The following is a 23,834-nucleotide window of genomic DNA, read 5'->3' as shown; positions in this document are numbered from 1 at the left end:
TTTTTGCCCGGATTACAGTTCGAGCTTGGCCGGGAAACCGGGCGCGCGCAGCTCGGTGCCGACCTCATCCTCGAGCAGCTTGACGATCTGCGTCGACCAGGCATCGCCGCCATAGGCGCGCTTACCTTGCTCGAAGATGGCGTTTACGCGTGAGGCCAGATCGAGCGGTGCGCCGAAATCCCGGCCCATCGCGAGCGCGAAGCCGAGGTCCTTCAGCGCCAAGTCCATGGTGAAGCCGATGTCGTAGGAGCCGTTCAGGATAAGCTGGCTTTCGGTCTCGTGGACGAAGCTGTTGCCGGAGGAGGCGACGATGGCGTGATAGGCCTGGGCAAGGTCGAGCCCGCCTTGCTTGGCCAGCATCAGCGCCTCGCCTGCGGCGACCAGATGGATGAAGGCCAGCATGTTGGTGATGACCTTGATCACCGCCGCCGAGCCGACCGGCCCCATCAGGAAGGATTTCGCGCACATCGCCTCGATCGCCGGCCGGTGCTTTTCGTAGAGCGCTCCATCGCCGCCTACCAAAGCGGTGATCTTGCCCGCCGCCGCCAGATGCACGCCGCCGGTCACCGGACATTCGAGCGTCTCGATGCCTTTCTTCGACGCGAGGGCGGCAAGCCGCAATATCTCGTCGCGGCCGTTGGTCGACATCTCGATCCAGGTGCCGCCCGCCGGCAGGCCTTGAAGCAATCCGTCGGGACCGGCCAGCACCGCCTCGCTGACCTTGGGCGAGGGCAGGCAGGTTATCGCGTTGCCGGCGCGGGCGGCAGCCTCGGCCGGGTTGGTCGCCGCAATGGCGCCAAGCGCGACGAGGCGCTCTACAGCTTTAGGATCGCGGTCGACGACGGTGACGGCGAAGTCCTTGCGCAGCAGGCTGGCGGCAAGGTTGCCGCCGAGATGGCCGAGGCCGATGAAGGCGTAAGCTTGGGTCACGGCATCAGCGGCGTCTGCATCATCTGCAGATGCAGGTCCTTGCCGCTATAGGGATACGCATCGCAGACAGCCTCGTCGAGCTCGACGCCGAGGCCGGGCTCCTTCGAGGGGATGACGTTGCCGTCCTGCCATTCGATCTTCTTCTTGAGCAGTTTTTCGTGAAAGCCGTCCCACTGCTTCAGCGATTCCAGGATGAGGAAGTTGGGCAGCGTCACCGCGAGCTGGATGTTGGCCGCACCCACGATCGGGCCGCAGTAGCAGTGCGGCGCCACCTGAATGTGATAGGCCTCGGCCATGGCGGCGATCTTCTTGGTTTCCAGGATGCCGCCGGAGCGGCCGAGATCCGGCTGCAGGATGGTCGCGGCGCGGTTTTCGATGACTCGGGCGAACTCGAACTTCGTCGTCAGCCGCTCGCCGGTGGCGATTGGGATCGACGTGCCGCGCGCGACCTGCGCCATCACCTCGGGCATATCCGGCGGCACCGGCTCCTCGAACCAGAGCGGATCGTAAGGCTCGATGGCGCGCGCGAGGCGCAGGGCGCCAGAAGCGGTGAACTGGCCATGCGTGCCGAACAGGATGTCGGCGCGGCTGCCGACCGCCTCGCGGATCGCCTTGATCATGCTGGCCGAAACGTCGATGTCGAGCAGCCGCGGCTGGTGGCCGTCAAAGGCGGTGTAGGGCCCGGCCGGGTCGAGCTTGACGGCATTGAAACCCTGCTCGACATATTCGAGCGCGCAGGCGGCGGCGAGATCGGGATCGTTGTAGACGTTTTTGCCGCTCGGCGCGTCCTCGGAATGGACGCTGCCGGTGTGCGGATAGAGATAGGTGTAGGAGCGCAGGGTCTCATGCACCTGGCCGCCGAGCAGCTTATAGACCGGCTTGTTCGCTTCCTTGCCGATAATGTCCCAGCAGGCCATTTCCAGCGCCGAGAAGCAGCCCATGCCGGAGACGTCGGGGCGCTGTGTGAAGCCGGAGGAATAGGCGCGGCGAAAGAAGTTCTCGATGTCGTGCGGATCGCGGCCGACCAGATAACGCTCGGCCATGTCCTCGATCATCCTCGCGGTGACATGCGCCGAGAAGGTCGCGTTATAGGCCTCGCCATAGCCGACCACGCCGCCGTCGGTGGTGAGCTTGACGAAGATGAAATACTTGCCGCCGATGCCGGGCGGCGGATTGCCGACAACCCAGGTTTTGACGTCGGTGATTTTCATTTGTGATCCTCCAGAACCAGCTCGGCGCCTTTCCATCCGGTGAGGATCGAGGCGGCGTTGGTGTTGCCCGTGATGTTGTCGGGGAAAATCGAGGCGTCGATGACGCGCAGCGACTCCAGCCCGTGCACCTTCAGCCGCGGATCGACGACGGCGCGCGAAGCGTCCGGCCCCATGCGGCAGGTCGACACAGGGTGATAGACGGTGCCCGAGCGTTTCCTGAAATCCTGGATCAGGTCGGCGTCCGACTGGATCGACGGTCCCGGCAGCACCTCTTCCTCGATGATCTCGGCCATGGCCGGCATCGCGGCGATTTTCCTGACGAACTTCACTGCAGCCAGCATCTCGTCGACATCGGCGTTGGTCGAATAGGCGTTGGCGGTGATCCTGGGATAGTCGCGTGGGTTGTTCGAGCGGATCATGATCTCGCCGCGGCTAGAAGGCCGGCAGTTGGACAGGCCGATGGAGAAACCCGGCCAGGGGTCGGGCGTCAGGATCGGACGTTCGCCGCTCTTCGGGATGACGGTCGAGAAAGCCTGGAAATAGAGCTGCATGTTCGGCCGCGTCATCGACGGGTCGGTGCGGAAGAAGCCGCCGGCATTGTTCATCGACAGCGACAGCGGGCCCGAGCGCAGCAGGATGTACTGCATGCCGACCAGAAGCTTGCCCCACCAGGGCCGCAGGATCTGGTTGAGCGTCGGCAGCTTGCCCTTGAACGTGTAGTTGATGCCGACATGGTCCTGCAAATTGGCGCCGACATTGTCGTTGGCGTGGACGACGGGGATGCCGAGGCTGCCGAGCAACGCCGATGGGCCGACGCCGGAAAGCTGCAGCAGCTGCGGCGAGTTGATCGAGCCGCTCGACAGGATCACCTCGCGGCCGGCGCGGGCGGTTTTCTTCTCGCCGTTCTGCTCATATTCGATGCCGACGGCGCGCTTGCCCTCGAACAGGATTTTCGTCGCCAGCGCGTTGGTCTCGACGCGGACGTTGCCGCGTTTCATCGCCGGCCGCAGGAAGGCGCGGGCGGCCGACATGCGGCGGCCGCTCTTCGTCGTGATCTGGTAGACGCCGACGCCTTCCTGGGAGGCGCCGTTGAAGTCCGGGTTGAACGGCAGGCCGGCCTGTCCGGCGGCTGTCAGATAGCGCTTGGTCAGCGGATGCACCGCGCTCGAGCAGTCGGTGACATGCAACGGCCCGCCGGTGCCCCGCCATTTGTCGGCGCCGGCTTCGTTGTCTTCCATCGCTTTGAAGGAAGGCAGCAGCTCGTCATAGCTCCAGCCCGGATTCCCGGCGGCCGCCCAGGCGTCGAAATCCTCGCGCGCGCCGCGGATGAAGACCATGGCATTGATCGAGCTCGAGCCGCCGAGCAGCTTGCCGCGGGGCCAATGGTCGGCGTTGTTGCTGAGGCCCGGATCCGGCTCCGCCTTGTAGTTCCAGTTGACGGCCGGATCGAAGAAGGTCTTCCCGTAGCCGAGCGGCATCTGGACATAGAAGCGCCGGTCGGTCCCCCCGGCCTCCAGCACCAGCACCGAGAAGCGGCCCGAGGCCGAAAGTTTTTCGGCAACGACAGAGCCGGCCGAGCCGGAGCCGACAATGATGAAATCGTAAGTCTGCATGATGGGCCGGCGCGCTCCGAAATTCGCGGTCTAGCCTAGACATTGCCGGCTCACGTCGTCGCCGGACCTTCCGGCATGGCTTGTGAAAAAAGCGACCGCTGCGGCGACGCGGTTTTCGCTTTCAGCAGAGCTTGCGACATCGCGACCGCGTTGCTACGGGTTCAGGAAGACAGCGGCTGAAGGACATCCCTATGGTGCATTACGCGGACGGAAGACCGCTCGGCGATCTCACGCTGCGCACGCTCGCCATGCCCTCCGACGCCAATGCGGCCGGCGACATTTTTGGCGGCTGGGTGATGGCGCAGATGGATCTTGCCTGCGGCATCCGCGCCGCCGAGCGCGCCAAGGGCCGGGTGGTGACGGCGGCGGTGAAAGAGATGTCCTTCGCCAAGCCGATGAAGATCGGCGATACGCTGTGCATTTACACTCATGTCGACCGCGTCGGCCGCACCTCGATGGTGCTCAAGGTCGAGGCCTGGGCGCAGCGCTACCTGTCCGACCTGATGGAAAAGGTCACCCATGCCGATTTCGTCATGGTGGCCCTCGACGGCGAAGGCAAGCCGAAGCCAATTCCGGGCGAGAGCTGATTCCCGAAACTTGCGCTTTTGTAACAGCCCCCGCGCGGCAGAGGCGCTCCGCGACATCCATTGGTTGCCTTCGCCGCCCACCTTGCGGGTGGCGGGGGAAAGACAATGCGTCAACACATGCTGAACGGCTGGCTTTTGGCAGCCCTCATTGCTCTGGTCTGCCTGCTCGGCATAACGGCCTATATCGAAGTCAAAAAGGACCTTCCGCGGGTCGCCTGCAGGCACAACCCGGAGGCCCCTGGCAAGATGGCGGCGCCGGCTGGAGGCTGTACGGCGGTGTGCTGCGGCAGCGCCAGTCCAAGCGTCTGACGATTTGCCGGCGCAAGACCGCTACCGGCGCCGCGGCGATCACGCGGTGGTGGTCAAAGCCCAAGCGACGGGCGGCGGCCAACCCAGTCGAAAATCGAACGCGGGGATACCGCTGGCGGCCACCGACTGCCGTCATTCAAGAATCCGCAACCCGTTGCAATGCAACGTGTTCAGCCCTGTTTACCGTCGAATTTTGCGCGCGCTTCCTGCACCCGAGAGGTGTTCTTGCGCGCCCATTCGCCGAGCGCGCCGACCGGCACCAGAAGCTCATGGCCGAGCTCGGTGAGCTCATAATCGACACGCGGCGGAATAGTCGGAAACACCTCGCGCGTGACGAAACCGTCGCGCTCCAGGCCACGCAAAGTCGTGGTCAGCATCTTTTGCGAAATGCCGCCGACGGCGGCGCGCAATTCGTTGAAGCGCATCGGTCCGTCGCCGAGCTTGCCGACGACCAGCACGGTCCACTTGTCGCCGACCCGTTGCAGGATTTCCGATACCGCCCGGCAGTCCTCGGTGTTGTGCGGGTGCCTCAGTAACAAAAACGTGCCTCCTTGCGCGATGATTTGTCAGTATCACATACAGCGCCGGTATCCAAACGATACTGGAAATCCCCCCAAGGAGAGTCCCCTTATGTCCAAGCCCAAAATCGCCATTGTCGTCGGTTCGACGCGCGCCGCCCGCTTCGCCGACGTCCCGACGCAGTGGATCGCCAAGATCGCCAAGTCGCACGCCGATATCGACGTCGAGATCGTCGACCTGCGCGACTGGCCGCTGCCCTTCTTCGACGAGGTCGCATCCTCCGCCTGGGCGCCGTCGCAGAACGAAGTGGCGCAGCGCTGGCAGAAGAAGGTGGCTGAGTTCGACGGCTTCATCTTCACCGCCGCCGAATACAATCACGCCCCGACCGGCGTCTTGAAGAACGCCATCGACTACGCCGCCAATGAATGGAACAAGAAGCCGGCCGGTTTCGTCGGCTATGGCTCGGTCGGCGGTTCGCGCGCTATCGAGCACCTGCGCCTGATCGCGGTCGAGCTGCAGATGGCGCCGGTCAAGTCGGCCGTACATATCGCCTGGGGCGATTATTTGGCGGTCCGCCAGGGCGAGAAGAAGCTCGAGGACCTTGAGCATTTGAACCAGTCGGCCGCGGCACTGGTCAACGACGTGGCCTGGTGGGCCAAGGTGCTGAAGGCAGCGCGTGTTGCCGACGCCATTGCCGGTGAAGCCCAGGCTGCCTGAGCCGCTGTAGCGGATCATCCTCCCGGAAGGGCGGCGCTTGCGCCGCCCTTTTGTTTTGCGCCTGGCCAACCCGGATTCCATCTCATCGCCAATGTGTGACTTGCATAATGCAACTTACATGGCTATGTGTCACTTTCATTTTGAAAGAGACTCCCGGTCATGGTTGCAAAAACAAGCTTCGAAACCCGCCCGTGCCCCATCGCGCGCAGCCTCGACGCTGTCGGCGAGTGGTGGAGTATCCTTTTGCTGCGCGATGCCTTCCAAGGCCTGACCCGCTTCGACCAGTTCCAGAAGAGCCTGGAGATCGCGCCGAACATCCTGACGCGGCGGCTGAACAGCCTGGTCGAGCGTGGGCTGTTCGAGAAGCGCGTCTATTGCGAGCGGCCGCTGCGCTACGAATATGTGCTGACTGCCAAGGCGCGCGATTTCCGCCCGGTGCTCATTTCGCTGCTCGCCTGGGGCAACAAGCACCTGGCGCCCGAGGGGCCGAGCTTGGTCGTGGTGGACAAGGCCGACGGGCGCTGGGCCGAGCCGGTGCTGGTCGACCGCGAAAGCGGCAGGGAACTCGACAGCGGCGGCTTCGCCATGGCGACGGCGCCGATGGCCACCGACCGGATGCGGCAGCGCTACCGCTTCAGTACGCAAGGTTCGGGACTTCCGCTCATAGAAAACGGCCCGATTGCCAACCGTCAAGATGAGGCGCGGGGCCAATGAACAAGGCGCTTTCCCAGGCCGAGCTGCAGCAGCCGTCGGCCATTCCGGTCCCGCCGCCCAAGCCCAGGTTGCGCCGCAAGCCGCTGCTCGCGCTGGCGGCGTTGATCGCGATCGGCGCTGCCGGCTGGTATGGCGTCCAGTGGTGGCAGGTCGGGCGTTTTCTGGTCTCGACCGACGATGCCTATGTCGGCGGCAATGTCACGCCACTGGCGCCGAGGGTCGCCGGGCATATCGACCAGATCCTGGTCGAGGACAACCAGCATGTCGCCGCAGGCCAGCTTGTCATGCGTATCGACGCCCGGCCGTTCCAGGCGGCGCTGGAGCGCTCGCAGGCTGCGGTTGAGCAGAAGCAGTCGGCGCTGGGCAATCTGCGCGCGCAGATCTCGCTGCAGAATTCGCTGATCACGCAGGCCGAGGCCGATCTTACGGCGAAGACCGCCGCCGCGGTTTTCACCGCGCAGGACGCCAAGCGCTACGAGGTGCTGGCCAGCGCCAGGACCGGCTCGCAGCAGGACGCGCAAAAGAGCGCCGCCGCCGACGGCCAGGCGCAGGCATCCGTGGTGGCGGCACGGGCGGCGCTCGCGGCATCGCGGCAGCAACTCGACGTCCTCAACACGCAGATCGAGGAGGCGACGGCCGAAGTCTCCGCCGCCAGGGCCGATCTCGATACGGCGCAACTCGATCTCGGCTTCACCGAAGTCCGCTCGCCGATAGACGGCGTCGTCGGCAACCGGCTGGCGCAGGTCGGCACCTATGTTTCGCCGGGCAGCTATCTTCTTACCATCGTGCCGTCGTCGGGACTGTGGGTCGACGCCAATTTCAAGGAAGACCAGCTGCGCGACATGAGCGACGGCCAGGCGGCGACCGTCTATGCCGATGTCGCGCCCGACAAGCCGCTGAAGGGCCACGTCACCAGCCTGGGGCCGGCGACCGGGGCGATCTTCAGCGTCATCCCGCCGCAGAACGCGACCGGCAATTTCACCAAGATCGTGCAGCGCGTGCCGGTGCGCATCACCATCGACGCCAACCAGGCGCAGATGGTCGCCCTGCGGCCCGGACTGTCGACGACGGTCACAGTCGACACGCGTTCGCATTGAGGCTGCCGCCATGCCCGAGACAGCCGCGCAGGAGCCCTTCCTGAAGAGCATCCTGCCCTTCATGGTGATGTGCGTCGGCATGTTCATTGCGCTACTCGACATCCAGATCGTGGCGTCCTCGCTGCAGGATATCGGCGGCGGACTGTCGGCGGCGCAGGACCAGATCGGCTGGGTGCAGACCTCGTATCTAGTGGCGGAGATCATTGTCATCCCGTTGTCGGGTTGGCTGACAAGAGTGTTCTCGACACGCTGGCTGTTCACCATCTCGGCGGCGGGGTTCACTCTTGCCAGCATGCTTTGCGGCTTCGCCTGGAACATCGAAAGCATGATCGTGTTCCGCGCGCTGCAGGGCCTGCTCGGCGCCTCGATGATCCCGACGGTGTTCACCTCGTCCTTCCATTATTTCCAGGGTCCGCGGCGGGTCTACGCCGCCGCCGTGGTCGGCAGCATCGCCTCGATCGCGCCGACGCTCGGTCCGGTCATCGGCGGCTGGATCACTGACACGCTGAGCTGGCACTGGCTGTTCTATGTCAACGTCGTGCCCGGGGCGATCATCACCGTGCTCGTCGCGACCCTTGTCAAGATCGACAAGGCCGATCCATCCTTGCTGAAGGGCGCGGACTATATCGGCATGGCGCTGATGGCGGTAAGCCTCGGCACCGCGGAATATGTGCTGGAGGAAGGCTCGCGCTGGAACTGGTTCGACGATGCGACGATCCGCAACGGCGCCGTCGTCGCCGCGGTCACGCTCGTCTTGTTCGTCGTGCGAAGCCTGACCTATGCCCAGCCGGTGGTCGACTTTCGCGCCTTCGGCAACCGTAATTTCGCCATCGGCTGTTTCCTGTCCTTCATCACCGGCATCGGCATCTTCGCCACGATCTATCTGACGCCGCTGTTCCTCGGCTATGTGCGCGGCTACAACGCGCTGGAGACCGGGCTCGCGGTGTTTTCCACCGGCGTCGCCTCGATGATCGGCGTCCCGGTCTACATCTTCCTCGCCAAGCGCTTCGACACGCGCTGGCTGATGATGTTCGGCCTGGCCTCCTTCGGCGCCTCGATGTGGAGTTTTTCCGCCATCACCAGCCAGTGGGGCTCGGCCGAGCTTCTTCTGCCGCAGATCTTTCGCGGCTTCCCGCAGGTCTTCGCGGTGGCGCCCAGCGTCAATCTCGGGCTTGGCAGCCTGCCGCCGGAGCGGCTGAAATATGCCAGCGGGCTGTTCAACACGATGCGCAATCTCGGCGGTGCGGTCGGCATCGCCATTTGCGGCGCGATCCTCAACGACCGCACCAACTTCCACTTCCTGACCATCGCCTCGCATCTGACGCCGCAGAACGAGGCCGCGATGCGGCTGACCGACACTGTCGCGCAGCGCTATGGCCAGTTGCCCGGTGCCGTCGACGACGGCCATACCGCCGCGCTGAAACAGCTCTGGCAGCTCGCCTATCGCGAGGCCTCGACGATGGCCTATGCCGATGCGTTCCTGGTCATCATGATCGCCTTCGTCATCGCGACCGCGCTGGTGCCGTTCCTGCGCAACGTCGCGCCGAAGGCGCCGCCGCCGGACGCGCATTGATAGGAGCCGCCAGAGGCGGGCTGGGACGCGCGCCGCGGCGATAGGAAGGGCAGGCTGCGCTTACAGCCAGCCGCCCGAAAATCCGGCTCGTCGCAGGCCCGTCAAGATTGCCGGCACGCCGCGCATCAGCCGCCACAGGAAATCCGACCTGTAATTCTCGATCATCAAGGCGATCGGCCCCTGGTTGATGCCGACATGGTCCGGCGACATCCAGCCGCAAGGCCGGCCGCCGGCGTCGGCGACTGTCGGATTGAAGCTTGCGGTGAAGCCGTAGGGATTGCCGTCGTGCAGGTCGATCTCATGGAAGTAGCGCAGTGTGGGCAGGACGATCTCCGGCGCAAACGGCAGGGATGCGACCGCCGCCCAAGGCGACAGCGTGCCGTCATCGGGACCGAAGGGCGCGCCGCGCGCCAGGTAGGTGAAGAAGCGGCGGCCGCCGGCCCGGTTCTGCTGCGGGCCGGGGCCGTCGCTGGCGGTGATGCCCCAGCAATTCTCGCCGTAGCCGACGAACCCCCTGGGATTGCGCATGGCATAGTCGCGCTGGAGAAAAGTCGCCTGGCGGCTGTTCTCGAAATAGTCGCTGCCGACCTTTTGCATGAAGGCATCGCGAATCCCGCGAAAATCGATCCAGATATGCGAGAATTGATGGATGAAGAGCGGACCGGCATAGACCAGTTCGCGGCCATAGATCCTCTTCCATTTGTAGCTTGACAGCCAGGCGGCATAGCTCTCGGGCGGCAGCGGGAAGCTCGGCGAGCCGAGGCCCAGCATGTAGAGGATCAGCGCCTCGTCATAACCTTCCCAGCGATAGCGCAGGAAACCTTTTTCGGGCCGCCAGCCATGGGTGACGGTGGCGCCGCCATTTTGCGCCCAGCGCCAGTCGGCGCGGCGGTAGAGCGCATCGGCAAGCCGGCGGATCTCCAGCTCCAGTTCGTCGTCGGCGTCGAAATAGGCGCCGGCCGCAAGCACGCCGGCCAGTAGAAGCGCGGTATCGATCGTGGACAACTCGCAGTTCCAGACGCGGCGTCCGCTCCGCATGTCGAGGAAATGATAGTAGAAGCCCTTGTAGCCGGTGGCGTCGGGCTCTGTTCCCTGCGGCGCATTCCAGAAGAAGCGAAGCGTGGCGAGCGTCCGTTCGACTGCGGCGGCGCGCGACATGAAACCGCGCTCGACGCCGACGGGATAGGACGACAGGGCGAAGCCGACGGCAGCTATACTGGCCGGCGATGCCGCGGTGTTGCGGTCGGGAACAAGGCCGTTGACCGGGTTGGCCTCCTTCAGGAAATAGTCGAAAGACAGACGCTGGATGTCCGAGAGCAGTCCGTCGTTCAGCGCGTGTTCGCCCGATGCATCCATGGTTGCCGATATAGGTGCCGTTGCACCGCCTCAAAGCTTTCCGGCCGGTCAATCATAAGTGAGGAAAGCGAAGCTTGACGGGCTCGTCAACCCAGACGCCCGGTCGGGAGTTGCCGGCCGCTCACCGAGCCACTGGGCGATGCCCGTCGGGCAGGCGGGTGGCGATCAGCTTGTCGATGCGGCGGCCGTCGAGGTCGACCACTTCGAAGCGCCAGCCCTGCGCGTCGACGCATTCGCCGGTCGCCGGCAGATGGTGGAGATGCGACAGAACATAGCCGGCGACTGTCTCGTAATCGCGGTTCTCCGGCAGGTCGATGCCCAGCACCTCGGCCATCTCGTCGGCCTGCATGTAGCCGGCGAGCAGCCAGGAGCCGTCCTCGCGCTTGACCGCGTTTTCCTCTTCGCCGGCCTCGAGATCGGAGCGGAAGACACCGGTGATGGCTTCCAGAATGTCGGCCGGCGTGACGATGCCTTCGAAATGGCCGTATTCGTCATGGACGAGCGCCATCGGCACGTCCGATTCCCTCAGCCTCTGCAGCACGTCGAGCGCGTCGGCCTGGTCATGCACGATGGGCGCGGCGCGCACATGCTGGCGCGGATCCAGAACCCGGCCGGCAAGAAGCGCGGCGAGCACGTCGCGCGTCTGGATGACGCCGATCATGGCGTCGACATTGCCGTCGGCGGCGGGCAGGCGCGAGTGCTGCGTCTCCATCAAAAGCCTGCGCACCGCAGTCTCGTCGGATTGCAGGTTCAGCCAGTCGACCTCGGTGCGCGGCGTCATCACGGCGCGCACGGCGCGGTCGCCGAGCCGCATCACGCCGGCGATCATGCGGCGCTCGTCGGATTCGATGGTGCCGTGATGCTCGGCCTCGGCGACCAGCATCTTGATCTCCTCGTCTGTGACCTTTTCCTCCGCCTCGCCGCTCTGGCCGAGCAGCCACAGCACCGCGCGGCCCGAGATGTCGAGCAGGAAGACAAGCGGCGCCGAGATGGTGGCAAGGACGGTCATCGCGGGCGCCGCGCGGACGGCCACGCGCTCGGGGTCCCTGAGTGCGATCTGCTTCGGCACCAGTTCGCCGACGATCAGCGACGCGTAAGTGATGATGGCGACGACGATGCCGACGCCAACCGGGTCGGCGATGCCTTCGCGGATACCGGTGGAAGCCAGGAACGAAGCCAGGCGTTCGCCGAGCGTGGCGCCCGAAAAGGCGCCGGAGAGAACGCCGACCAGCGTGATGCCGATCTGCACCGAGGACAGAAACTTGCCGGGATTGGAGCCGAGCGCCAGCGCCCGGCCGGCGCCCTTGATATTGCGGTCGATCATCGCCTTGAGGCGGGCGGGCCGCGACGAAACGATGGCGAGTTCGGACATTGCCAGAAGGCCGTTCACCAGAATGAGGACGGCGACGACAGCGATTTCAACGTAAAGCATGGGCGGTCAATAGCATTGCTGCAGTGCATTAGAAAATAGCCTGCCGGTATTTTTAGAACATGACGGCCGGATATTCAGGCGGTGTCCCAGGATGACGCCGAGAAATGCTCGATCAGCGCATCGATGACAACGCGAACCTTGGGCGTCAGCGCGGCCCTCACGGCAGCGTCTTCAGCACGCCGATCACGGCCATGCCGTCGGTAAAATAAGGATCGCCGCCGCCGTTGCGGCCGGTCTTGGTGGCGCCGATCCCCGGTATCTTGCTGGTCGATGTCAGCAGGCCGGCGGCGTTCAGGTCGCCGATCAGAAAGTCGCGTTCGGCATCGATGTCGGGGCCGATGTGATGGGTGACGGCGCCGGTGTCGTGGCTGAGCCCGACGCCGCGGTCGAAGCTGGCGGCGCCGAGCCAGAGCGGGCGGCCGTCGTCGCCGACCTTGTCGGTCAGCCAGAATCGGACATGGTGTCGACGGTCGGCGCTGTCGCCGACCGGCTTTTCGAAGGCGAGGTCCTGGGCGCGGCCGTCGAACAGAAGGCGGCTCATCGGCGCGTCGGGATAGGGGCGCGAGAAGAGCACGCTTTCGCCGATGTCGATCGCCGTGCGCAGCGTGACGGCGTCGGCCGTGTCCCAACCGGCAGCCGCGAAGGCGTGCACGACTTCCTTCTCTGAGCCGACTAGGCCGACATTGATCGGGTCGCCCGGAATGCCCTGCGGCGTGTGCGTCACCATCTCGAACGGCAACGTACGGAAGCCGCGCTCGCGCCAGGTCCAGAATTCCGGCGCGGCAAAGTAAGCGAGCGCCAGGTAGAAGGCGCATAACGCCAGCAACCAGGTCGCTGCACGTCGTTTCAAGCTGCGTTGGCTCATAAGTCCCGCCCGATCCCGTATGGCATCTGTTGCGCTACGATCATGGGAAATCAATGGCCAGTGATAAGCAGAGCATTTATCATCCGGCTATCGTTCGAGCGGGGGGCGGCGAATGAAACGGACAAAAGCAGGCCAAGGGAAAATGGCGCTGACCGGCGACCTTGTTGCCAGGGTCGAGCGCACCGAGCCCGATCCCGGGCCGGAGCCCGGGACCACCGAACACAGCGACGCGGAATATGACGACGTGGTCGAAAAGCTGCTGGCGCAACATCGACCCGAAACGCTTTGGGTCTTTGCCTATGGCTCGCTGATCTGGAACCCGGAATTCGACCATGTCGAACAGCGCCCGGCAACGGCGGTAGGTTGGCACCGGTCGTTTTGCCTGAAGTTGACGCGCTGGCGCGGCACGCGCGAATTGCCGGCGCTTATGCTTGCCCTCGACCGGGGAGGCAGCTGCAACGGCATCGTTTACCGGCTGCCGGGGCATGACCATTTCGGACAGCTCGGTCAGCTGATGCGGCGGGAAATCGATGCGAACCCGCCGACCAACGTGCCCCGCTGGATAAATGTCCGCACCAGGGAAGGGCCACTCCGCGCCCTGGCCTTTGTCGCAGCCCCCGACGGCCGGGCCTATGCCGGGCGGCTGCCCCTGGAGCAGGTCGCGGATACGCTGGCGCGGGCCGCGGGGCACTGGGGCTCATCGGCGCAATATCTGTTTCGGACCGTCAGCAAGCTGGAGGAAAGCGGCATACGCGACAGGAATTTGTGGCGCATCCAGGATCTGGTCGCGCGGCAGATCCTGGCTGCCACCGGTTCCGACCTGAACGACTGATCTGGATCAGCGGCAGGCGCGATAGCCGCTCTTGCGGTTCTTGATGTCGAAATGGAAGTGGTTGCGGTGGTCGTAATTGTAGCCCGGGCCAAGCACCGTGGTGAAGTACTCGCAGCCGTCGGCGCGCACATTGTTGAGGAAGCCGCGGGTGCGGAAGGCGAACAGTCCGGGCTTGCGCACGTCGATGTCGTCGCCATTGTTGAGCTCGATGCTCATGACGTCGAGCGCGTTGCCTTTGCCGTGTTCGGACAGGACACCTTCGCCGGCAATGTTGCGGCAGGAATAGCTGGAGCCCTGGTGGATCGCCTTGACGCCGGAGAAATAGCGCCAGCGGGCCGCCGGCTGCAGTTCGTTCTTCGTCCAGGCGGCAAAGGTGGCGGCCATGTTGCAGGTCAGCGTCGCGGCCGGCTTCATGGCGACGCTGCCGATGGCGGAAACCTTCACCGGGAAATCGATGCCGCATTGCCCCTCATGGATCGGCTGGATGTCCTGGTAGACGACGCCCATCCGCTTCAACTCATTGCGGCAGTCGATTTCGCTGGCCGGCATCTGTTCGAGCGGCGACATCGGCGTGTCCATGCGCGGATAGGCGGCCTGCGTCATATAGGGGTTCGACGGGACAAGCCTCTGCATGCCGGAATATTGCGGCGCGTCGGGCTGCGGCACGGCGGCGGTCTGGCTGCCGACATCGACGGCCGGCTGCAGCGCGAAGACGTCGCCCGTCGTGCAGGCCGACACCGTGACGATGGCAAGGCCGAGCGCCAGCCCGACGACCGCTGCACGCGCACGCCTGTTGTGTCGCGCCAGGCCAAGCATGGCGGCAAGTCTTCGAGCCATCGAAAGGCATCCTATCCCCGGATGCAGTAAGGTTAACCGTCAATTGTAAAGGAAAGATCAGCGCCGGCATTCACGCATGGGGCGGAATTGCGGCGCTGTTCTATTCGACTATTGGCAAAAAGTGCCGCCGTGGCGGCGCGGCTCGAGATCAAGGTGGAAATGCAGCGCATGGTCGGGATCGGCGCCCGGGCCAAGCACCGTCTTGAACGGGCCGCAGGCGGCCTTGCGCACCTTGTCCAAGAATTCCGCATCTTTCTCGGGCGGGGTTGGACCGATTTCGACCTTCTTGCCGTCCGCTAGCGTGAAGGAGGCGATATCGAGCGCGTTGCCGAAGGCATGCTCGGACAGTTTCCTGGTGCCGTGACGCGGGCGGCAGACGAAGCCCGACGCCTGGCCGATCGACTTCACGTCGGCGCCGAATTCGGCCTTTGCCGCCGGCTGGATGACGTTCGCGGCAAAGCCCGCCACGGCTTCAGCCATCCTGCAGTTGAGTTCGGCGCCGGGCGCTATGCCGATCGAATTGCTCAGCGTCTTGATGACGATGGGGTAGGGGATCGAACAGCCGATCTCGGGATCCTGCTCGGCCTTGTGCTCCTCGAATTCGACGCCAAGCGCCTTCAACCGCTCGCGGCAGGCGGTTTCCTCCTGCGGCATGGTAGTGGCCGGGACATCGGCCGAGCGTGGATCGGGCAGCATTTTCTCACCGCCGCCCTCTTGGCCTCCTTCCGCCGGCTTCTCCGGCGGCGTTGGTGCGGTGCCGGGCGACTCCGGTTCGAGTTCCGTGGGCTTTTCGGGCGGCGTTGGGACAACATCGGGGGTCTGCGGCTCGGATTTTGCCTGCGCCTCGGGCTCCGGTTGCGGTTCGGATTGAGCACCCTTCGAACGGGGCGGGTGGGCATCCCGCTTCGGGTGAGCCTTATCCTCGTTGAGAAAATCGTCGTTTCTGTCAGCGCGGCGTTTGCCTTGCGCGGATTTTTCGGCGCCGTTCTCCAAATCCTGAGGTGGGGGCGTCGGGGCAGGTTTCTCGGATGCTGGCGCCGCGCTTTGGCTGGCGGGCGGCAGGTGTCTTTTATGCCGATGGTGATGTTTTGCGGCCATGGCCGGCATCGCCAGCAAGGCCGCCGCCGCCAGAGGCAGCGCCAATTTGCACAATCTCGAAAAGCTGAGCGCTGCCATCGCCCGGAAACGGCGTTCAGGCAGCGAGGTTGCCTTGGTGGGCGCGGCCTGCCGATCACAATCGGTTACCGGTGCGTTACGCACCGATGGCTTCGAGGCCCTCTTCCAGCCAGTCTGCCAGCAGCGGCATGCCGAGCAAGTATTTGGCCGTGCGCCGGTTGGAACGCTCCTTGGCGGCGGCCACGGCGTCGGCCCATTCGGACGCGTCATAGTCGCCGCGCCCGATCCAGACGAGCGCGATGAGTTCGGCGGCCTCGTCGATATTGAGATCATTGATCAGTTCGCGGAATTCTTCCTCGGTGAGGTTTTCCGAAGCCTCTTCGACAAGGCCGTCATGGTGATGGCTGGCATGGGTGTCGCCGTCGAACTCGACCTCATGCTCGGCACCGTCGTCATAGTCCTCATTGACGCCGGCGCTCAGCGCCTTGGCCTTGAGGATGAACAGGCGCACCGTGTCCGGGTCGATCGAAAGATCCCATTCCTTCTCGAGGCGCTGCTGCACGGCCCTTCTCCACGTGATGCGCTTGGTTCGGGATGATAGCGGATTTGCAGCGCACGTCACGTCCGGAGGTAACGGCTTCTTTCGTGCCATCCAAAATAGTTCGGCATCGGCCGGTATTTCGGGATGAAAGCGCTTCGAGACGGCGTTAATCTGCCATTGCGATCTTCAACATGGAGGCTTCGATGCGCAGACGTTTGCTTTTTCAGGTCATGGCGGCCGCCGTTGCCCTGCCGCTATTCGCGGCCCCGGCCTATACCGCCGGCGAAGGTGGCGGTGGCGGCAGTGACACTTCGACCACTACGAAGTGCAAGAAGGGCGAAGTGTGGGACAAGAAGAAAAACAAATGCGTAAAGCCCCAATACGGCATGCTTGACGACGACAGCATCTATGCAGCCGGGCACGACCTTGCGATGGCCGGGCGCTATGACGAGGCGATCTCGGTGCTGACGCTCGCCGCCAACAAGCAGGATCCGCGCATCCTCAACTATCTCGGCTATTCGCACCGCCATTCCGGCCGCGTCACCGTCGGCCTCGGCTACTATGAGGAAGCGCTGCGCATCGACCCGAACTACACGCTGGTGCGCGAATATCTCGGCGAGGCGCATCTGCAGATCGGCGACCTCGCGGGCGCGCAGGAGCAGCTCAAGGAAATCGAGAAGCGGACCGGCAAGGGCTCGCGCGAATACGGGATGCTGTCGGAGCAGATCGACCACTTCCTGCGGAGCTGATTGGAGCTGAAGGCCTCCGAAACCGGCCGCGAGCGATCGCGGCCGGTTTTTTGTCGGCTTTCGGCATGGTCCGCCGGCTGCTGGCCCGCGAAAGCGGGGATCATTTTGCCGGACTGCATTTTTGGGCGTGAAAATCGCGCAAAGATTGCTATATTCGGGGAAATTGCGGTGAAACGGTTCCGTTAGCCCGAGGCTGCCGGACCGTTTTCTTTTTGTACCCATTGACAAGGCCTCTCCCGAAAACGGGGGTGGCGGCAGGAAAGGTCAGGCATATGATCAAGGTCCCGATGACAGGCGAGGGGTTCGCGTCATTGAAGGAAGAATTGCGCTGGCGCCAGCAGGAAGAGCGTCCGCGCATCATTGAGGCGATTTCCGAAGCGCGCTCGCATGGCGACCTGTCCGAAAATGCCGAATATCATGCCGCCAAGGAGTCGCAGAGCCACAATGAGGGCCGCATCAACGAACTCGAGGACCTGATCGCGCGGGCCGAAGTTATCGATGTTTCGAAGCTTTCCGGCGACAAGGTGAAATTCGGCGCAACCGTCGTGCTCGTCGACGAGGACACCGAGGAAAAGAAGACCTATCAGATCGTCGGCGACCAGGAGGCGGACGTGAAGTCCGGCCGCATCTCGATCTCGTCGCCGATCGCGCGTGCGCTGATCGGCAAGGAGGTCGGCGACGCCATCGAGGTCAATGCGCCTGGCGGTGCACGCGGTTACGAGATCGTGCAGGTGCAGTTCATCTAACGATTACCGCTGGCGCTTCTGATCGGAGCGCCAGCAATCTTTCAGCCTCAGTAATAACCGCTGCCGGTGCGACTCTGCCGCCCGCCGGCGCGAGCAAGGTGGACGCGTATTGTCCGCGCGGGCCGGTGAGGCCGGGCTCCGTCGCCAGGAAGATGGCGACGGTCGGCAGGCCGAAGGCGCTGGCGAGGTGGGTGAGGCCGGTGTCGGCGCCGATGACGAGCGCCGAGCGGCCGAGGATCGCCGCGATTTCGGACAGCGGCGATTTCGCCACCAATACCGTTTGTGGCACCGCGCCGACGATCGCTTCCGCGACGGTCCTTTCCGCTTCATTCGACCAGGTGACCACGGGCGTGAAATGCCTGGCAACCAGCAGTCGCGCGGTTTCGATCCAGTTCTCGACTGGCCATTTCTTGTCCTCGCGGCTGGTGCCATGCAGCAGAAAGGCAGTCTTGCCGTCAATGCCGGCAAGACTGCCCGCTGGCGGCACGATGCCGGATTGGAGCACCGACAGATCCGGCTGATAGCCCAAGGCCAGGCCGAACAGCCGCCGCGTCCGCTCGATGGCGTGCAGGTCGCGCGGCACGGCATATCTGCGCTGGTAGAACAGCGTCGCCGAGGGTTCGCGGGCGCTGGCGCGGTCGAAACCGGCGATCGGCGCACCGGCCTGGAAGGCGACCAGGGCCGACTTCAGCAAGCCTTGCGCATCGATGACGAGATCGTAGCGTTCGGCGCGCAGCGTCTTGCGCAGTCCGGCCATCTCGCGCCAGGCGCCGCGGCTGAAAAGCTGCTTGCGCCAGCGCCGGATCGCCACTTTGTGGATGGTTTTGATCGCAGGATGCAGCGCGACGATGCCGGCGAAGGCCTCCTCCACGCACCAGTCGAAGGTGATGTCGGGGCGATTGCGCAGCGCGTCCTCGACGGCCGGAAAGGTGTGGATGACATCGCCCATCGACGAGGTCTTGACGATCAGCACCTTCATGCGGCCGCTGGCACCTTGAGCAGCCGGTCGGCGGCGGCGGCGACGCGGGCAACGTCAAGCGTCTTCAGGCAGTTGAGATGGCCAAGCGGACAGACCTTGCTGTGGCAGGGCGAGCAGGACAGATGCAGCCAGATCAGTTCCGAACGATCGCTGAGCGGCGGCGTGTTTTGCGGCGAGGTCGAGCCGTAGACGGCTACGATCGGCGTGCCGACGGCGGCCGCGACATGCATCAGCCCGCTGTCGTTCGAGACCGCAAGCCTGGCCGCGGCGATCAGGTCGATGGCGTCCTCCAGCTTCGTCTTGCCGGCAAGGTCGATGGCGCCGGGCGCAAGCGCTGCGATCTCGCCGGTCACCTCGGCATCGTTCTTCGAACCGAGCAAAGCGACGCGCAGGCCTTTCGCCATCATCTCCCGGGCAAGCTCGGCATAATGGTCGCTCGGCCAGCGTTTGGCCGGGCCGAATTCGGCGCCGGGCATCAGCGCCACGAAATCCTGTCCGGACAGCCCGAAGCGCGCCAGCAGAGCCGCCTGGTTGGTGGCATCGACGGTAAGCTTCGGCGCGCGAAACGTGCCGCCCTGGGCGAGGCCGAAATAGGCGCGCGCCGTGCGCCGCTTCAGCGCCTCGGGCAGCGGCACGACATCGGTCAGAAGGCCGTAGCGCATCTCACGCAAATTGCCGACACGGCGCGGGATGCGGGCAAAGAACGGGATCAGCGCCGATTTCCAACTGCCGGGCAGCACATAAGCCATGTCGTAGCGGCCGCGCAGCAGGCGGCCGAAGCGGCGGCGGCTGCGGAATTCGAGCGCGCCGGGCATCAGCGGGAAGTCGATCTGACAGCGGATTTCCGGCATGCGCTCGACGAGGGGTGCTGCCCAGGCCGGCGCCAACACGTCGATCGCGGCGTTCGGATATCTTTCCTTCAGCGCCGCAAACAGGCACTGCGCCATGACCATGTCGCCCACCCAGCGTGGGCCGATCACGAGGATCGTTGGGCTTTCAGCCATTCGACATAGTCCCTGACGCCGGTTTCGACGGTGCGGAATTGCCCATTGTAGCCGGCCGCGCGCAAGCGGGACATATCGGCTTCAGTAAAACTCTGATAGCTGCCCTTGAGGTGGTCGGGGAAGGGGATGAATTCGATCTCGCCCTTGCCGAGCGTATCGATCACCGTCTCGGCGATGGCGCGGAACGGCTGGGCGCGGCCGGTGCCGCAGTTGAAGATGCCGCTCGAGCCGCGCTTCCAGAGCCACAGATTGACGTCTGCCACATCGCCGACATGGATGAAGTCGCGGCTTTGCTCGCCGGGCCCGAAATCGCCATAGGCGCCGAACAGTTTCGGGTTCTCGCCGCGCTCGACCTGGTTGAACAGGTGGAAGGCGACCGAGGCCATGGCGCCCTTATGCGCCTCGCGCGGCCCGTAGACGTTGAAATAGCGCAGGCCCACCACCTGCGAGTGGTCGGTATTGAACACATTGCGCCGAACGTAATCGTCGAACAGCTTTTTCGAATAGGCATAGACGTTGAGCGGCCGCTCGAAGTCGGGCTCCTCGCGAAATTCGCTGCCGCCGCCATAGACTGACGCCGACGAGGCATAGAGGAAGGGCACGCGCAATTCGAGGCAGGCATGCAGGAGTCGCTTCGAATAGGCGTAGTTCACCTCCATCATGAACTTGCCGTTCCACTCCGTGGTGGTCGAGCAGGCGCCCTGATGGAAGACGGCCTCGATGCGGCCGAGCCCGCCATTTTCGAGCCGGGCGAGAAAATCATCCTTGTCGAGATAGTCGGCGATACGGAGATCGGCCAGGTTGGCGATCTTGTGGCCGTCGGTCAGATCGTCGACGACGACGATGTCGTCATGGCCCTCGGCATTGAGAGCCGCGACGATGTTGGAGCCGATCATGCCGGCGCCGCCCGTGACGATGATCATGAAGGCCTCTGTCTGCTAGCGATTCCGGCCCTTATAGGGGAGGCCAGCCGGGCTGTCGATAAAGCTGGCGCTGACCCGCATCGAGCTCTTCGAGCTTGTCTAATTCGTCTGTTTTGTCTATTATGTACAAAACGGAGCGCCTTATGAAACGGTACCCGTCCACCGACTTGAAACAGAATCTCGGTGACGTGCTTGCGGCTGCGAGCCAGCAGCCTGTGTCTATTACTCGTCACAACAAGCCGAGATATGTCCTGATGAGCATCGAGGCCTACGAGGCGCGCTTCGCCAATGACAGCCGTCGCGCTTACGCTGCCAAGGATGCTCCGTCAGACCATGTCGAGATGCTTGAGGAGTACGCTACCGAGTTGGATCGTGATTAGGCCCGTCGCCGGCGACGCTTGGCGATAGACCGGCAGCCGCCAGGAACAGATGAATGACAGGAGCTTCCGAGACGCCAACCGATAGGCAAGGCACTGCGGTGTTTGTCGGCTCCTACGTAACGGTTTCGTCTCTGCCAAACGAAAACCTCGGAAAGCCGATCGAAGAGTTGCGCCAGTCATCTATCGGACGCATTTGCCGAATTGTTGAGCCCTACGAAGGGACGTCCACGAATGGCATTCAAATCAGCACCGGCGAATTTCGAGTCCATTACGCGCCGCTTTCTCCCGACGGTATCCAGGGTATTTCTTTCTATGTGGCTCCGGGCGATATAGAGGTCGTTGCAGCTACGGAAGAAATGCTGCTCCTCTATAGCGAGGACATCTGGCAACTTATCCGGCCATTCGGCGAAAGGCAGGATACGCCAACTTTCGAACGGCTCGTGGCAGCGTTCGGATTTTCCAATTTTGGGGATTCCTGAGACGCAAGCCAGCGCAAAGAACTGAACCAGACGTCGGTTCGGCGTGATCTCTACGCTTTGCCGACAAGAGGACAAAAAATGCCGTCGACCGAACTACTCATCGCCTTCTTCGCCACCACGGCGATCTTCGCCTATATCCCCGGTCCCGCCATGCTTTATGCGGCGGCGCAGACGATGGCGCGCGGGCGCTGGTCGGGGCTGACGGCGGCGCTGGGCATCCATCTCGGCGGCTATGTCCATGTCTTTGCCGCGGCTGCCGGCCTGTCGGTGCTGTTCCATGCCGTGCCGCCGCTCTACATGGCGGTCAAGCTGATCGGCGCGCTCTATCTGATCTGGCTCGGCATTTGTCTGTTCCGCAAGCGCGCCGAGGGCGAGGCGGAGTTGCCTGTCATCGAGCGCAAATCGGCGCGCCGTGCCTTTTTCGAGAGCATCACCGTCGAGGTGCTCAATCCCAAGACGGCGATCTTCTTCATGGCGTTCCTGCCGCAATTCATCGATGCCACGGCGGCGCTGCCGGTGTGGCTGCAATTCGTGCTGCTGGGAACCATCGTCAATCTGATGTTCTCCTCGGCTGACATTGTTTGCGTCTTCCTTGCCGGGGCGATGATTGCGCGGCTGCGGCGTTCGGGACGCGCGCAGCGCCTGATGCAGCGCGCGGGCGGCGCGGTGCTGGTCGGGCTCGGCGTTCATGTCGCCCTGCAGAAGGCCTGAGGCAGGCAGCCGGCGTTGCGCTGGTCTCGATTGCGGTATATCGGCATCGTTTTGAGCCACCCGCGCCACAATTCCGGCGCTGAAACCTAATCAAGTCCGGCCTCCTTCAGGCATACCGCGATTGAGATGATCAAACACCATCCGCCTTCTCCGGAACCCCTGCATCGCACCATCGCCCGCTTCGGCGAGGCGACCGTGCTGGTCGTCGGCGACCTCATCCTCGACCGTTTCGTCAGCGGCGTCATCGAACGGATCTCGCCGGAAGCGCCGATCCCGGTGCTGCACGGACGCGGCGAGACGTTGAACATGGGCGGCGCCGGCAATGTCGTCTCCAACATCGTTTCGCTGGGCGCCGCCGCCATTCCAGTCTCGGTGATCGGCGCCGACCAGGCGGGCGACAATCTGGTGCGCATGCTGGGCGAGATCGGCGTCGACACCGACGGCCTCCTGCAACGGACTGAACGCATGACCTCGTCGAAGAGCCGCTTCAGCGCGCTCAACCAGCAGGTGCTGCGTTTCGATGAGGAAGAGATCAAGCCGCTCACGTCGACCGAGAGGGCAAAGCTCGTCGACCACTTCCAGGCAGCACTCGGGCGCGCCGACATCGTCATCCTTTCCGACTACGGCAAGGGCATCCTGCTCGACGGCGTGGCGGCCGAGCTGATCGCGATCTGCCGCGACGCCGGCAAGCCGGTGCTGGTCGACCCGAAGGGCCGCGACTATGCGCGCTATGCCGGCGCCACCGCAGTGACGCCCAACCGCAAGGAACTGGGCGAGGCGGTCGGGCGCAAGGTGTTCGGCGACGACGAGATCGTGGCAGCGGCGCGCGACCTGATTGCCGAGCATGATTTCGACTTCATCGTTGCCACGCGCAGCGAGAAGGGCATGAGCGTCGTTTCCGCCGAGGACGCCCGCCATATCTCCACGCAGGCGCGCGAGGTGTTCGACGTCTCGGGCGCCGGGGACACAGTCATTGCAAGTTTCGCGCTTTCACTCGCCGCGGGCGCCGACCGGGTGCATGCGGCGGTCATCGCCAATGCCGCCGGTGGCGTCGTCGTCGGCAAGCGCGGCACGGCAACGCTGACGGTGGAAGAGCTTTCCGGCGCGCTGTTCCGCTCGCATGGCCCGGTCGCGCATACCGATGCCATTCTCGATGCCAATGCGGCGGCCAGGATGGTCGCGGCCTGGAAGAATGAAGGTCTGACGGTCGGCTTCACCAATGGCTGTTTCGACATCCTGCATGCCGGCCATGTCAGCCTGCTGCATGCGGCGCGCAGCCAGTGCGACCGGCTGGTGCTCGGCCTCAACAGCGATGCCTCGGTGCGGCGGCTGAAAGGTCCGGGGCGCCCGGTCAACGACCAGCATGACCGCGCCTGCGTGCTCGCCGCACTCGCCTCGGTCGACGCCGTCGTCGTCTTCGAGGAGGACACGCCGCTCAAGCTCATCGAGGCGTTGTTGCCCGACATCCTGGTCAAGGGCGCGGATTATACGGTCGAGACGGTGGTCGGCGCCGATGTGGTGCAGAAGGCGGGCGGGCGCGTGGTGCTGGTCGACCTCGTCGCCGGCAAAAGCACGACCAACACGATCGGCAAGATGCGCGCCGCAAACTGAGGG

The 23,834-nt window shown here is 64.2% G+C and carries 25 protein-coding genes; 12 read left to right on the top strand and 13 right to left on the bottom strand.

Annotation, left to right across the window (positions count from 1 at the left end; translation table 11 throughout):
- Positions 1-12 precede the first annotated feature (12 nt).
- The 3 genes from FJ988_RS26300 to FJ988_RS26290 are packed head-to-tail and all read right to left on the bottom strand — an operon-like array spanning position 13 to position 3,754.
- On the bottom strand, positions 13-930 hold the full coding sequence (locus FJ988_RS26300; RefSeq protein ID WP_140821473.1) for an NAD(P)-dependent oxidoreductase: 918 nt from the start codon (positions 928-930) through the stop codon (positions 13-15).
- Complete coding sequence (locus tag FJ988_RS26295) at positions 927-2,141, bottom strand: mandelate racemase/muconate lactonizing enzyme family protein (RefSeq protein ID WP_140821471.1); 1,215 nt, start codon at positions 2,139-2,141, stop codon at positions 927-929. Before FJ988_RS26295 ends, FJ988_RS26300 begins: the two co-directional genes overlap by 4 nt.
- On the bottom strand, positions 2,138-3,754 hold the full coding sequence (locus tag FJ988_RS26290; protein ID WP_140821469.1) for a GMC family oxidoreductase: 1,617 nt from the start codon (positions 3,752-3,754) through the stop codon (positions 2,138-2,140). The genes FJ988_RS26295 and FJ988_RS26290 overlap by 4 nt, the downstream gene beginning before the upstream one ends.
- Positions 3,755-3,945: 191 nt before the next feature.
- Between FJ988_RS26290 and FJ988_RS26285 the strand changes: the two genes are divergently transcribed.
- Positions 3,946-4,341, top strand: a complete 396-nt coding sequence (locus FJ988_RS26285) for an acyl-CoA thioesterase (protein WP_140821467.1) — start codon at positions 3,946-3,948, stop codon at positions 4,339-4,341.
- A 479-nt stretch (positions 4,342-4,820) separates the two neighbouring features.
- On the opposite strand, the gene FJ988_RS26275 is transcribed toward FJ988_RS26285, so the two are convergent.
- Entirely contained in the window at positions 4,821-5,189 is a 369-nt protein-coding gene (locus tag FJ988_RS26275; RefSeq protein WP_140821463.1) for a helix-turn-helix domain-containing protein, read from the bottom strand.
- A gap of 91 nt (positions 5,190-5,280) precedes the next feature.
- On the opposite strand from FJ988_RS26275, the gene FJ988_RS26270 reads away from it, so the two are divergent.
- The 4 genes from FJ988_RS26270 (at position 5,281) to FJ988_RS26255 (ending at position 9,270) form a co-directional block, all read left to right on the top strand.
- Positions 5,281-5,886: an NADPH-dependent FMN reductase gene (locus FJ988_RS26270; protein WP_140821461.1), complete on the top strand. Its 606-nt coding sequence runs from the start codon at positions 5,281-5,283 to the stop codon at positions 5,884-5,886.
- Between the two features lie 159 nt (positions 5,887-6,045).
- Positions 6,046-6,600 carry a helix-turn-helix domain-containing protein gene (locus FJ988_RS26265; RefSeq protein ID WP_140821459.1) on the top strand — a complete coding sequence of 185 codons (555 nt, stop codon included), beginning with the start codon at positions 6,046-6,048 and terminating at the stop codon, positions 6,598-6,600.
- Entirely contained in the window at positions 6,597-7,697 is a 1,101-nt protein-coding gene (locus FJ988_RS26260; RefSeq protein ID WP_140821457.1) for an HlyD family secretion protein, read from the top strand. The genes FJ988_RS26265 and FJ988_RS26260 overlap by 4 nt, the downstream gene beginning before the upstream one ends.
- 10 nt (positions 7,698-7,707) lie before the next feature.
- Positions 7,708-9,270 (top strand): DHA2 family efflux MFS transporter permease subunit, encoded by a 1,563-nt coding sequence (locus FJ988_RS26255; RefSeq protein WP_140821454.1) that lies wholly within the window; start codon positions 7,708-7,710, stop codon positions 9,268-9,270.
- Positions 9,271-9,330: 60 nt separating this feature from the next.
- On the opposite strand, the gene FJ988_RS26250 is transcribed toward FJ988_RS26255, so the two are convergent.
- The 3 genes from FJ988_RS26250 to FJ988_RS26240 form a co-directional block, all read right to left on the bottom strand.
- Positions 9,331-10,626 (bottom strand): glucoamylase family protein, encoded by a 1,296-nt coding sequence (locus tag FJ988_RS26250; protein ID WP_140821452.1) that lies wholly within the window; start codon positions 10,624-10,626, stop codon positions 9,331-9,333.
- A gap of 121 nt (positions 10,627-10,747) precedes the next feature.
- Positions 10,748-12,058 (bottom strand): hemolysin family protein, encoded by a 1,311-nt coding sequence (locus tag FJ988_RS26245; protein WP_140821450.1) that lies wholly within the window; start codon positions 12,056-12,058, stop codon positions 10,748-10,750.
- 157 nt (positions 12,059-12,215) lie between these two features.
- Positions 12,216-12,923 (bottom strand): LssY C-terminal domain-containing protein, encoded by a 708-nt coding sequence (locus FJ988_RS26240; protein WP_140821448.1) that lies wholly within the window; start codon positions 12,921-12,923, stop codon positions 12,216-12,218.
- Between the two features lie 142 nt (positions 12,924-13,065).
- Between FJ988_RS26240 and FJ988_RS26235 the strand changes: the two genes are divergently transcribed.
- Complete coding sequence (locus tag FJ988_RS26235) at positions 13,066-13,755, top strand: gamma-glutamylcyclotransferase (RefSeq protein ID WP_181183673.1); 690 nt, start codon at positions 13,066-13,068, stop codon at positions 13,753-13,755.
- A 6-nt stretch (positions 13,756-13,761) separates the two neighbouring features.
- Here FJ988_RS26235 and FJ988_RS26230 read toward each other — a convergent pair whose 3' ends face one another.
- The 3 genes from FJ988_RS26230 to FJ988_RS26220 all read right to left on the bottom strand — a co-directional run bounded on the left by FJ988_RS26230 (position 13,762) and on the right by FJ988_RS26220 (position 16,270).
- Positions 13,762-14,571: an extensin family protein gene (locus tag FJ988_RS26230; protein ID WP_140821638.1), complete on the bottom strand. Its 810-nt coding sequence runs from the start codon at positions 14,569-14,571 to the stop codon at positions 13,762-13,764.
- A gap of 129 nt (positions 14,572-14,700) precedes the next feature.
- Complete coding sequence (locus FJ988_RS31575; protein WP_407067850.1) at positions 14,701-15,288, bottom strand: extensin family protein; 588 nt, start codon at positions 15,286-15,288, stop codon at positions 14,701-14,703.
- A 556-nt stretch (positions 15,289-15,844) separates the two neighbouring features.
- Positions 15,845-16,270: a DUF3775 domain-containing protein gene (locus tag FJ988_RS26220; RefSeq protein WP_140821443.1), complete on the bottom strand. Its 426-nt coding sequence runs from the start codon at positions 16,268-16,270 to the stop codon at positions 15,845-15,847.
- Positions 16,271-16,452: 182 nt separating this feature from the next.
- Between FJ988_RS26220 and FJ988_RS26215 the strand changes: the two genes are divergently transcribed.
- A complete protein-coding gene (locus FJ988_RS26215; protein ID WP_140821441.1) occupies positions 16,453-16,998 on the top strand; it encodes a tetratricopeptide repeat protein in 546 nt (181 codons plus the stop codon).
- Between the two features lie 272 nt (positions 16,999-17,270).
- Positions 17,271-17,744, top strand: a complete 474-nt coding sequence (greA, locus tag FJ988_RS26210) for a transcription elongation factor GreA (RefSeq protein ID WP_027168132.1) — start codon at positions 17,271-17,273, stop codon at positions 17,742-17,744.
- Here greA and waaC read toward each other — a convergent pair.
- From waaC to rfaD, 3 genes are read right to left on the bottom strand one after another with little or no spacing between them, the layout of a single operon-like run.
- Complete coding sequence (waaC, locus tag FJ988_RS26205; protein WP_140821439.1) at positions 17,737-18,723, bottom strand: lipopolysaccharide heptosyltransferase I; 987 nt, start codon at positions 18,721-18,723, stop codon at positions 17,737-17,739. The genes greA and waaC overlap by 8 nt on opposite strands.
- Positions 18,720-19,727 (bottom strand): lipopolysaccharide heptosyltransferase II, encoded by a 1,008-nt coding sequence (waaF, locus tag FJ988_RS26200; protein ID WP_140821437.1) that lies wholly within the window; start codon positions 19,725-19,727, stop codon positions 18,720-18,722. The genes waaC and waaF overlap by 4 nt, the downstream gene beginning before the upstream one ends.
- On the bottom strand, positions 19,700-20,650 hold the full coding sequence (rfaD, locus tag FJ988_RS26195) for an ADP-glyceromanno-heptose 6-epimerase (protein ID WP_140821435.1): 951 nt from the start codon (positions 20,648-20,650) through the stop codon (positions 19,700-19,702). The genes waaF and rfaD overlap by 28 nt, the downstream gene beginning before the upstream one ends.
- A 143-nt stretch (positions 20,651-20,793) precedes the next feature.
- On the opposite strand from rfaD, the gene FJ988_RS26190 reads away from it, so the two are divergent.
- The 4 genes from FJ988_RS26190 (at position 20,794) to rfaE1 (ending at position 23,831) form a co-directional block, all read left to right on the top strand.
- Complete coding sequence (locus tag FJ988_RS26190; protein ID WP_140821433.1) at positions 20,794-21,030, top strand: type II toxin-antitoxin system Phd/YefM family antitoxin; 237 nt, start codon at positions 20,794-20,796, stop codon at positions 21,028-21,030.
- A gap of 53 nt (positions 21,031-21,083) precedes the next feature.
- Positions 21,084-21,509: a hypothetical protein gene (locus tag FJ988_RS26185; RefSeq protein ID WP_140821431.1), complete on the top strand. Its 426-nt coding sequence runs from the start codon at positions 21,084-21,086 to the stop codon at positions 21,507-21,509.
- 78 nt (positions 21,510-21,587) lie between these two features.
- The gene (locus FJ988_RS26180; RefSeq protein ID WP_140821429.1) at positions 21,588-22,220 is read left to right on the top strand and encodes a LysE family translocator; all 633 of its coding nucleotides are present in this window, start codon (positions 21,588-21,590) and stop codon (positions 22,218-22,220) included.
- A gap of 126 nt (positions 22,221-22,346) precedes the next feature.
- Positions 22,347-23,831 carry a D-glycero-beta-D-manno-heptose-7-phosphate kinase gene (gene rfaE1 / locus FJ988_RS26175; RefSeq protein ID WP_140821427.1) on the top strand — a complete coding sequence of 495 codons (1,485 nt, stop codon included), beginning with the start codon at positions 22,347-22,349 and terminating at the stop codon, positions 23,829-23,831.
- Positions 23,832-23,834 lie beyond the last annotated feature (3 nt).

This window comes from Mesorhizobium sp. CU3, assembly GCF_006442965.1.
Taxonomy (GTDB): Bacteria; Pseudomonadota; Alphaproteobacteria; order Rhizobiales; family Rhizobiaceae; genus Mesorhizobium.
Note: the sequence above shows the minus strand (reverse complement) of the source record. Positions and strands in the feature narration are given on the sequence as shown.

Coding starts and splice junctions, on each gene's coding strand:
- FJ988_RS31575 (WP_407067850.1), bottom strand. CDS start 15,288: ATGCTGCCCGATCCACGCTCGGCCGATGTCCCGGCCACTACCATGCCG.
- rfaD (WP_140821435.1), bottom strand. CDS start 20,650: ATGATCATCGTCACGGGCGGCGCCGGCATGATCGGCTCCAACATCGTC.
- FJ988_RS26260 (WP_140821457.1), top strand. CDS start 6,597: ATGAACAAGGCGCTTTCCCAGGCCGAGCTGCAGCAGCCGTCGGCCATT.
- FJ988_RS26245 (WP_140821450.1), bottom strand. CDS start 12,058: ATGCTTTACGTTGAAATCGCTGTCGTCGCCGTCCTCATTCTGGTGAAC.
- FJ988_RS26255 (WP_140821454.1), top strand. CDS start 7,708: ATGCCCGAGACAGCCGCGCAGGAGCCCTTCCTGAAGAGCATCCTGCCC.
- FJ988_RS26285 (WP_140821467.1), top strand. CDS start 3,946: ATGGTGCATTACGCGGACGGAAGACCGCTCGGCGATCTCACGCTGCGC.
- greA (WP_027168132.1), top strand. CDS start 17,271: ATGATCAAGGTCCCGATGACAGGCGAGGGGTTCGCGTCATTGAAGGAA.
- FJ988_RS26180 (WP_140821429.1), top strand. CDS start 21,588: ATGCCGTCGACCGAACTACTCATCGCCTTCTTCGCCACCACGGCGATC.
- rfaE1 (WP_140821427.1), top strand. CDS start 22,347: ATGATCAAACACCATCCGCCTTCTCCGGAACCCCTGCATCGCACCATC.
- FJ988_RS26240 (WP_140821448.1), bottom strand. CDS start 12,923: ATGAGCCAACGCAGCTTGAAACGACGTGCAGCGACCTGGTTGCTGGCG.
- FJ988_RS26295 (WP_140821471.1), bottom strand. CDS start 2,141: ATGAAAATCACCGACGTCAAAACCTGGGTTGTCGGCAATCCGCCGCCC.
- FJ988_RS26235 (WP_181183673.1), top strand. CDS start 13,066: ATGGCGCTGACCGGCGACCTTGTTGCCAGGGTCGAGCGCACCGAGCCC.
- FJ988_RS26190 (WP_140821433.1), top strand. CDS start 20,794: ATGAAACGGTACCCGTCCACCGACTTGAAACAGAATCTCGGTGACGTG.
- FJ988_RS26215 (WP_140821441.1), top strand. CDS start 16,453: ATGCGCAGACGTTTGCTTTTTCAGGTCATGGCGGCCGCCGTTGCCCTG.
- FJ988_RS26230 (WP_140821638.1), bottom strand. CDS start 14,571: ATGCTTGGCCTGGCGCGACACAACAGGCGTGCGCGTGCAGCGGTCGTC.
- waaC (WP_140821439.1), bottom strand. CDS start 18,723: ATGAAGGTGCTGATCGTCAAGACCTCGTCGATGGGCGATGTCATCCAC.
- FJ988_RS26265 (WP_140821459.1), top strand. CDS start 6,046: ATGGTTGCAAAAACAAGCTTCGAAACCCGCCCGTGCCCCATCGCGCGC.
- FJ988_RS26290 (WP_140821469.1), bottom strand. CDS start 3,754: ATGCAGACTTACGATTTCATCATTGTCGGCTCCGGCTCGGCCGGCTCT.
- FJ988_RS26185 (WP_140821431.1), top strand. CDS start 21,084: ATGACAGGAGCTTCCGAGACGCCAACCGATAGGCAAGGCACTGCGGTG.
- FJ988_RS26270 (WP_140821461.1), top strand. CDS start 5,281: ATGTCCAAGCCCAAAATCGCCATTGTCGTCGGTTCGACGCGCGCCGCC.
- FJ988_RS26250 (WP_140821452.1), bottom strand. CDS start 10,626: ATGGATGCATCGGGCGAACACGCGCTGAACGACGGACTGCTCTCGGAC.
- waaF (WP_140821437.1), bottom strand. CDS start 19,727: ATGGCTGAAAGCCCAACGATCCTCGTGATCGGCCCACGCTGGGTGGGC.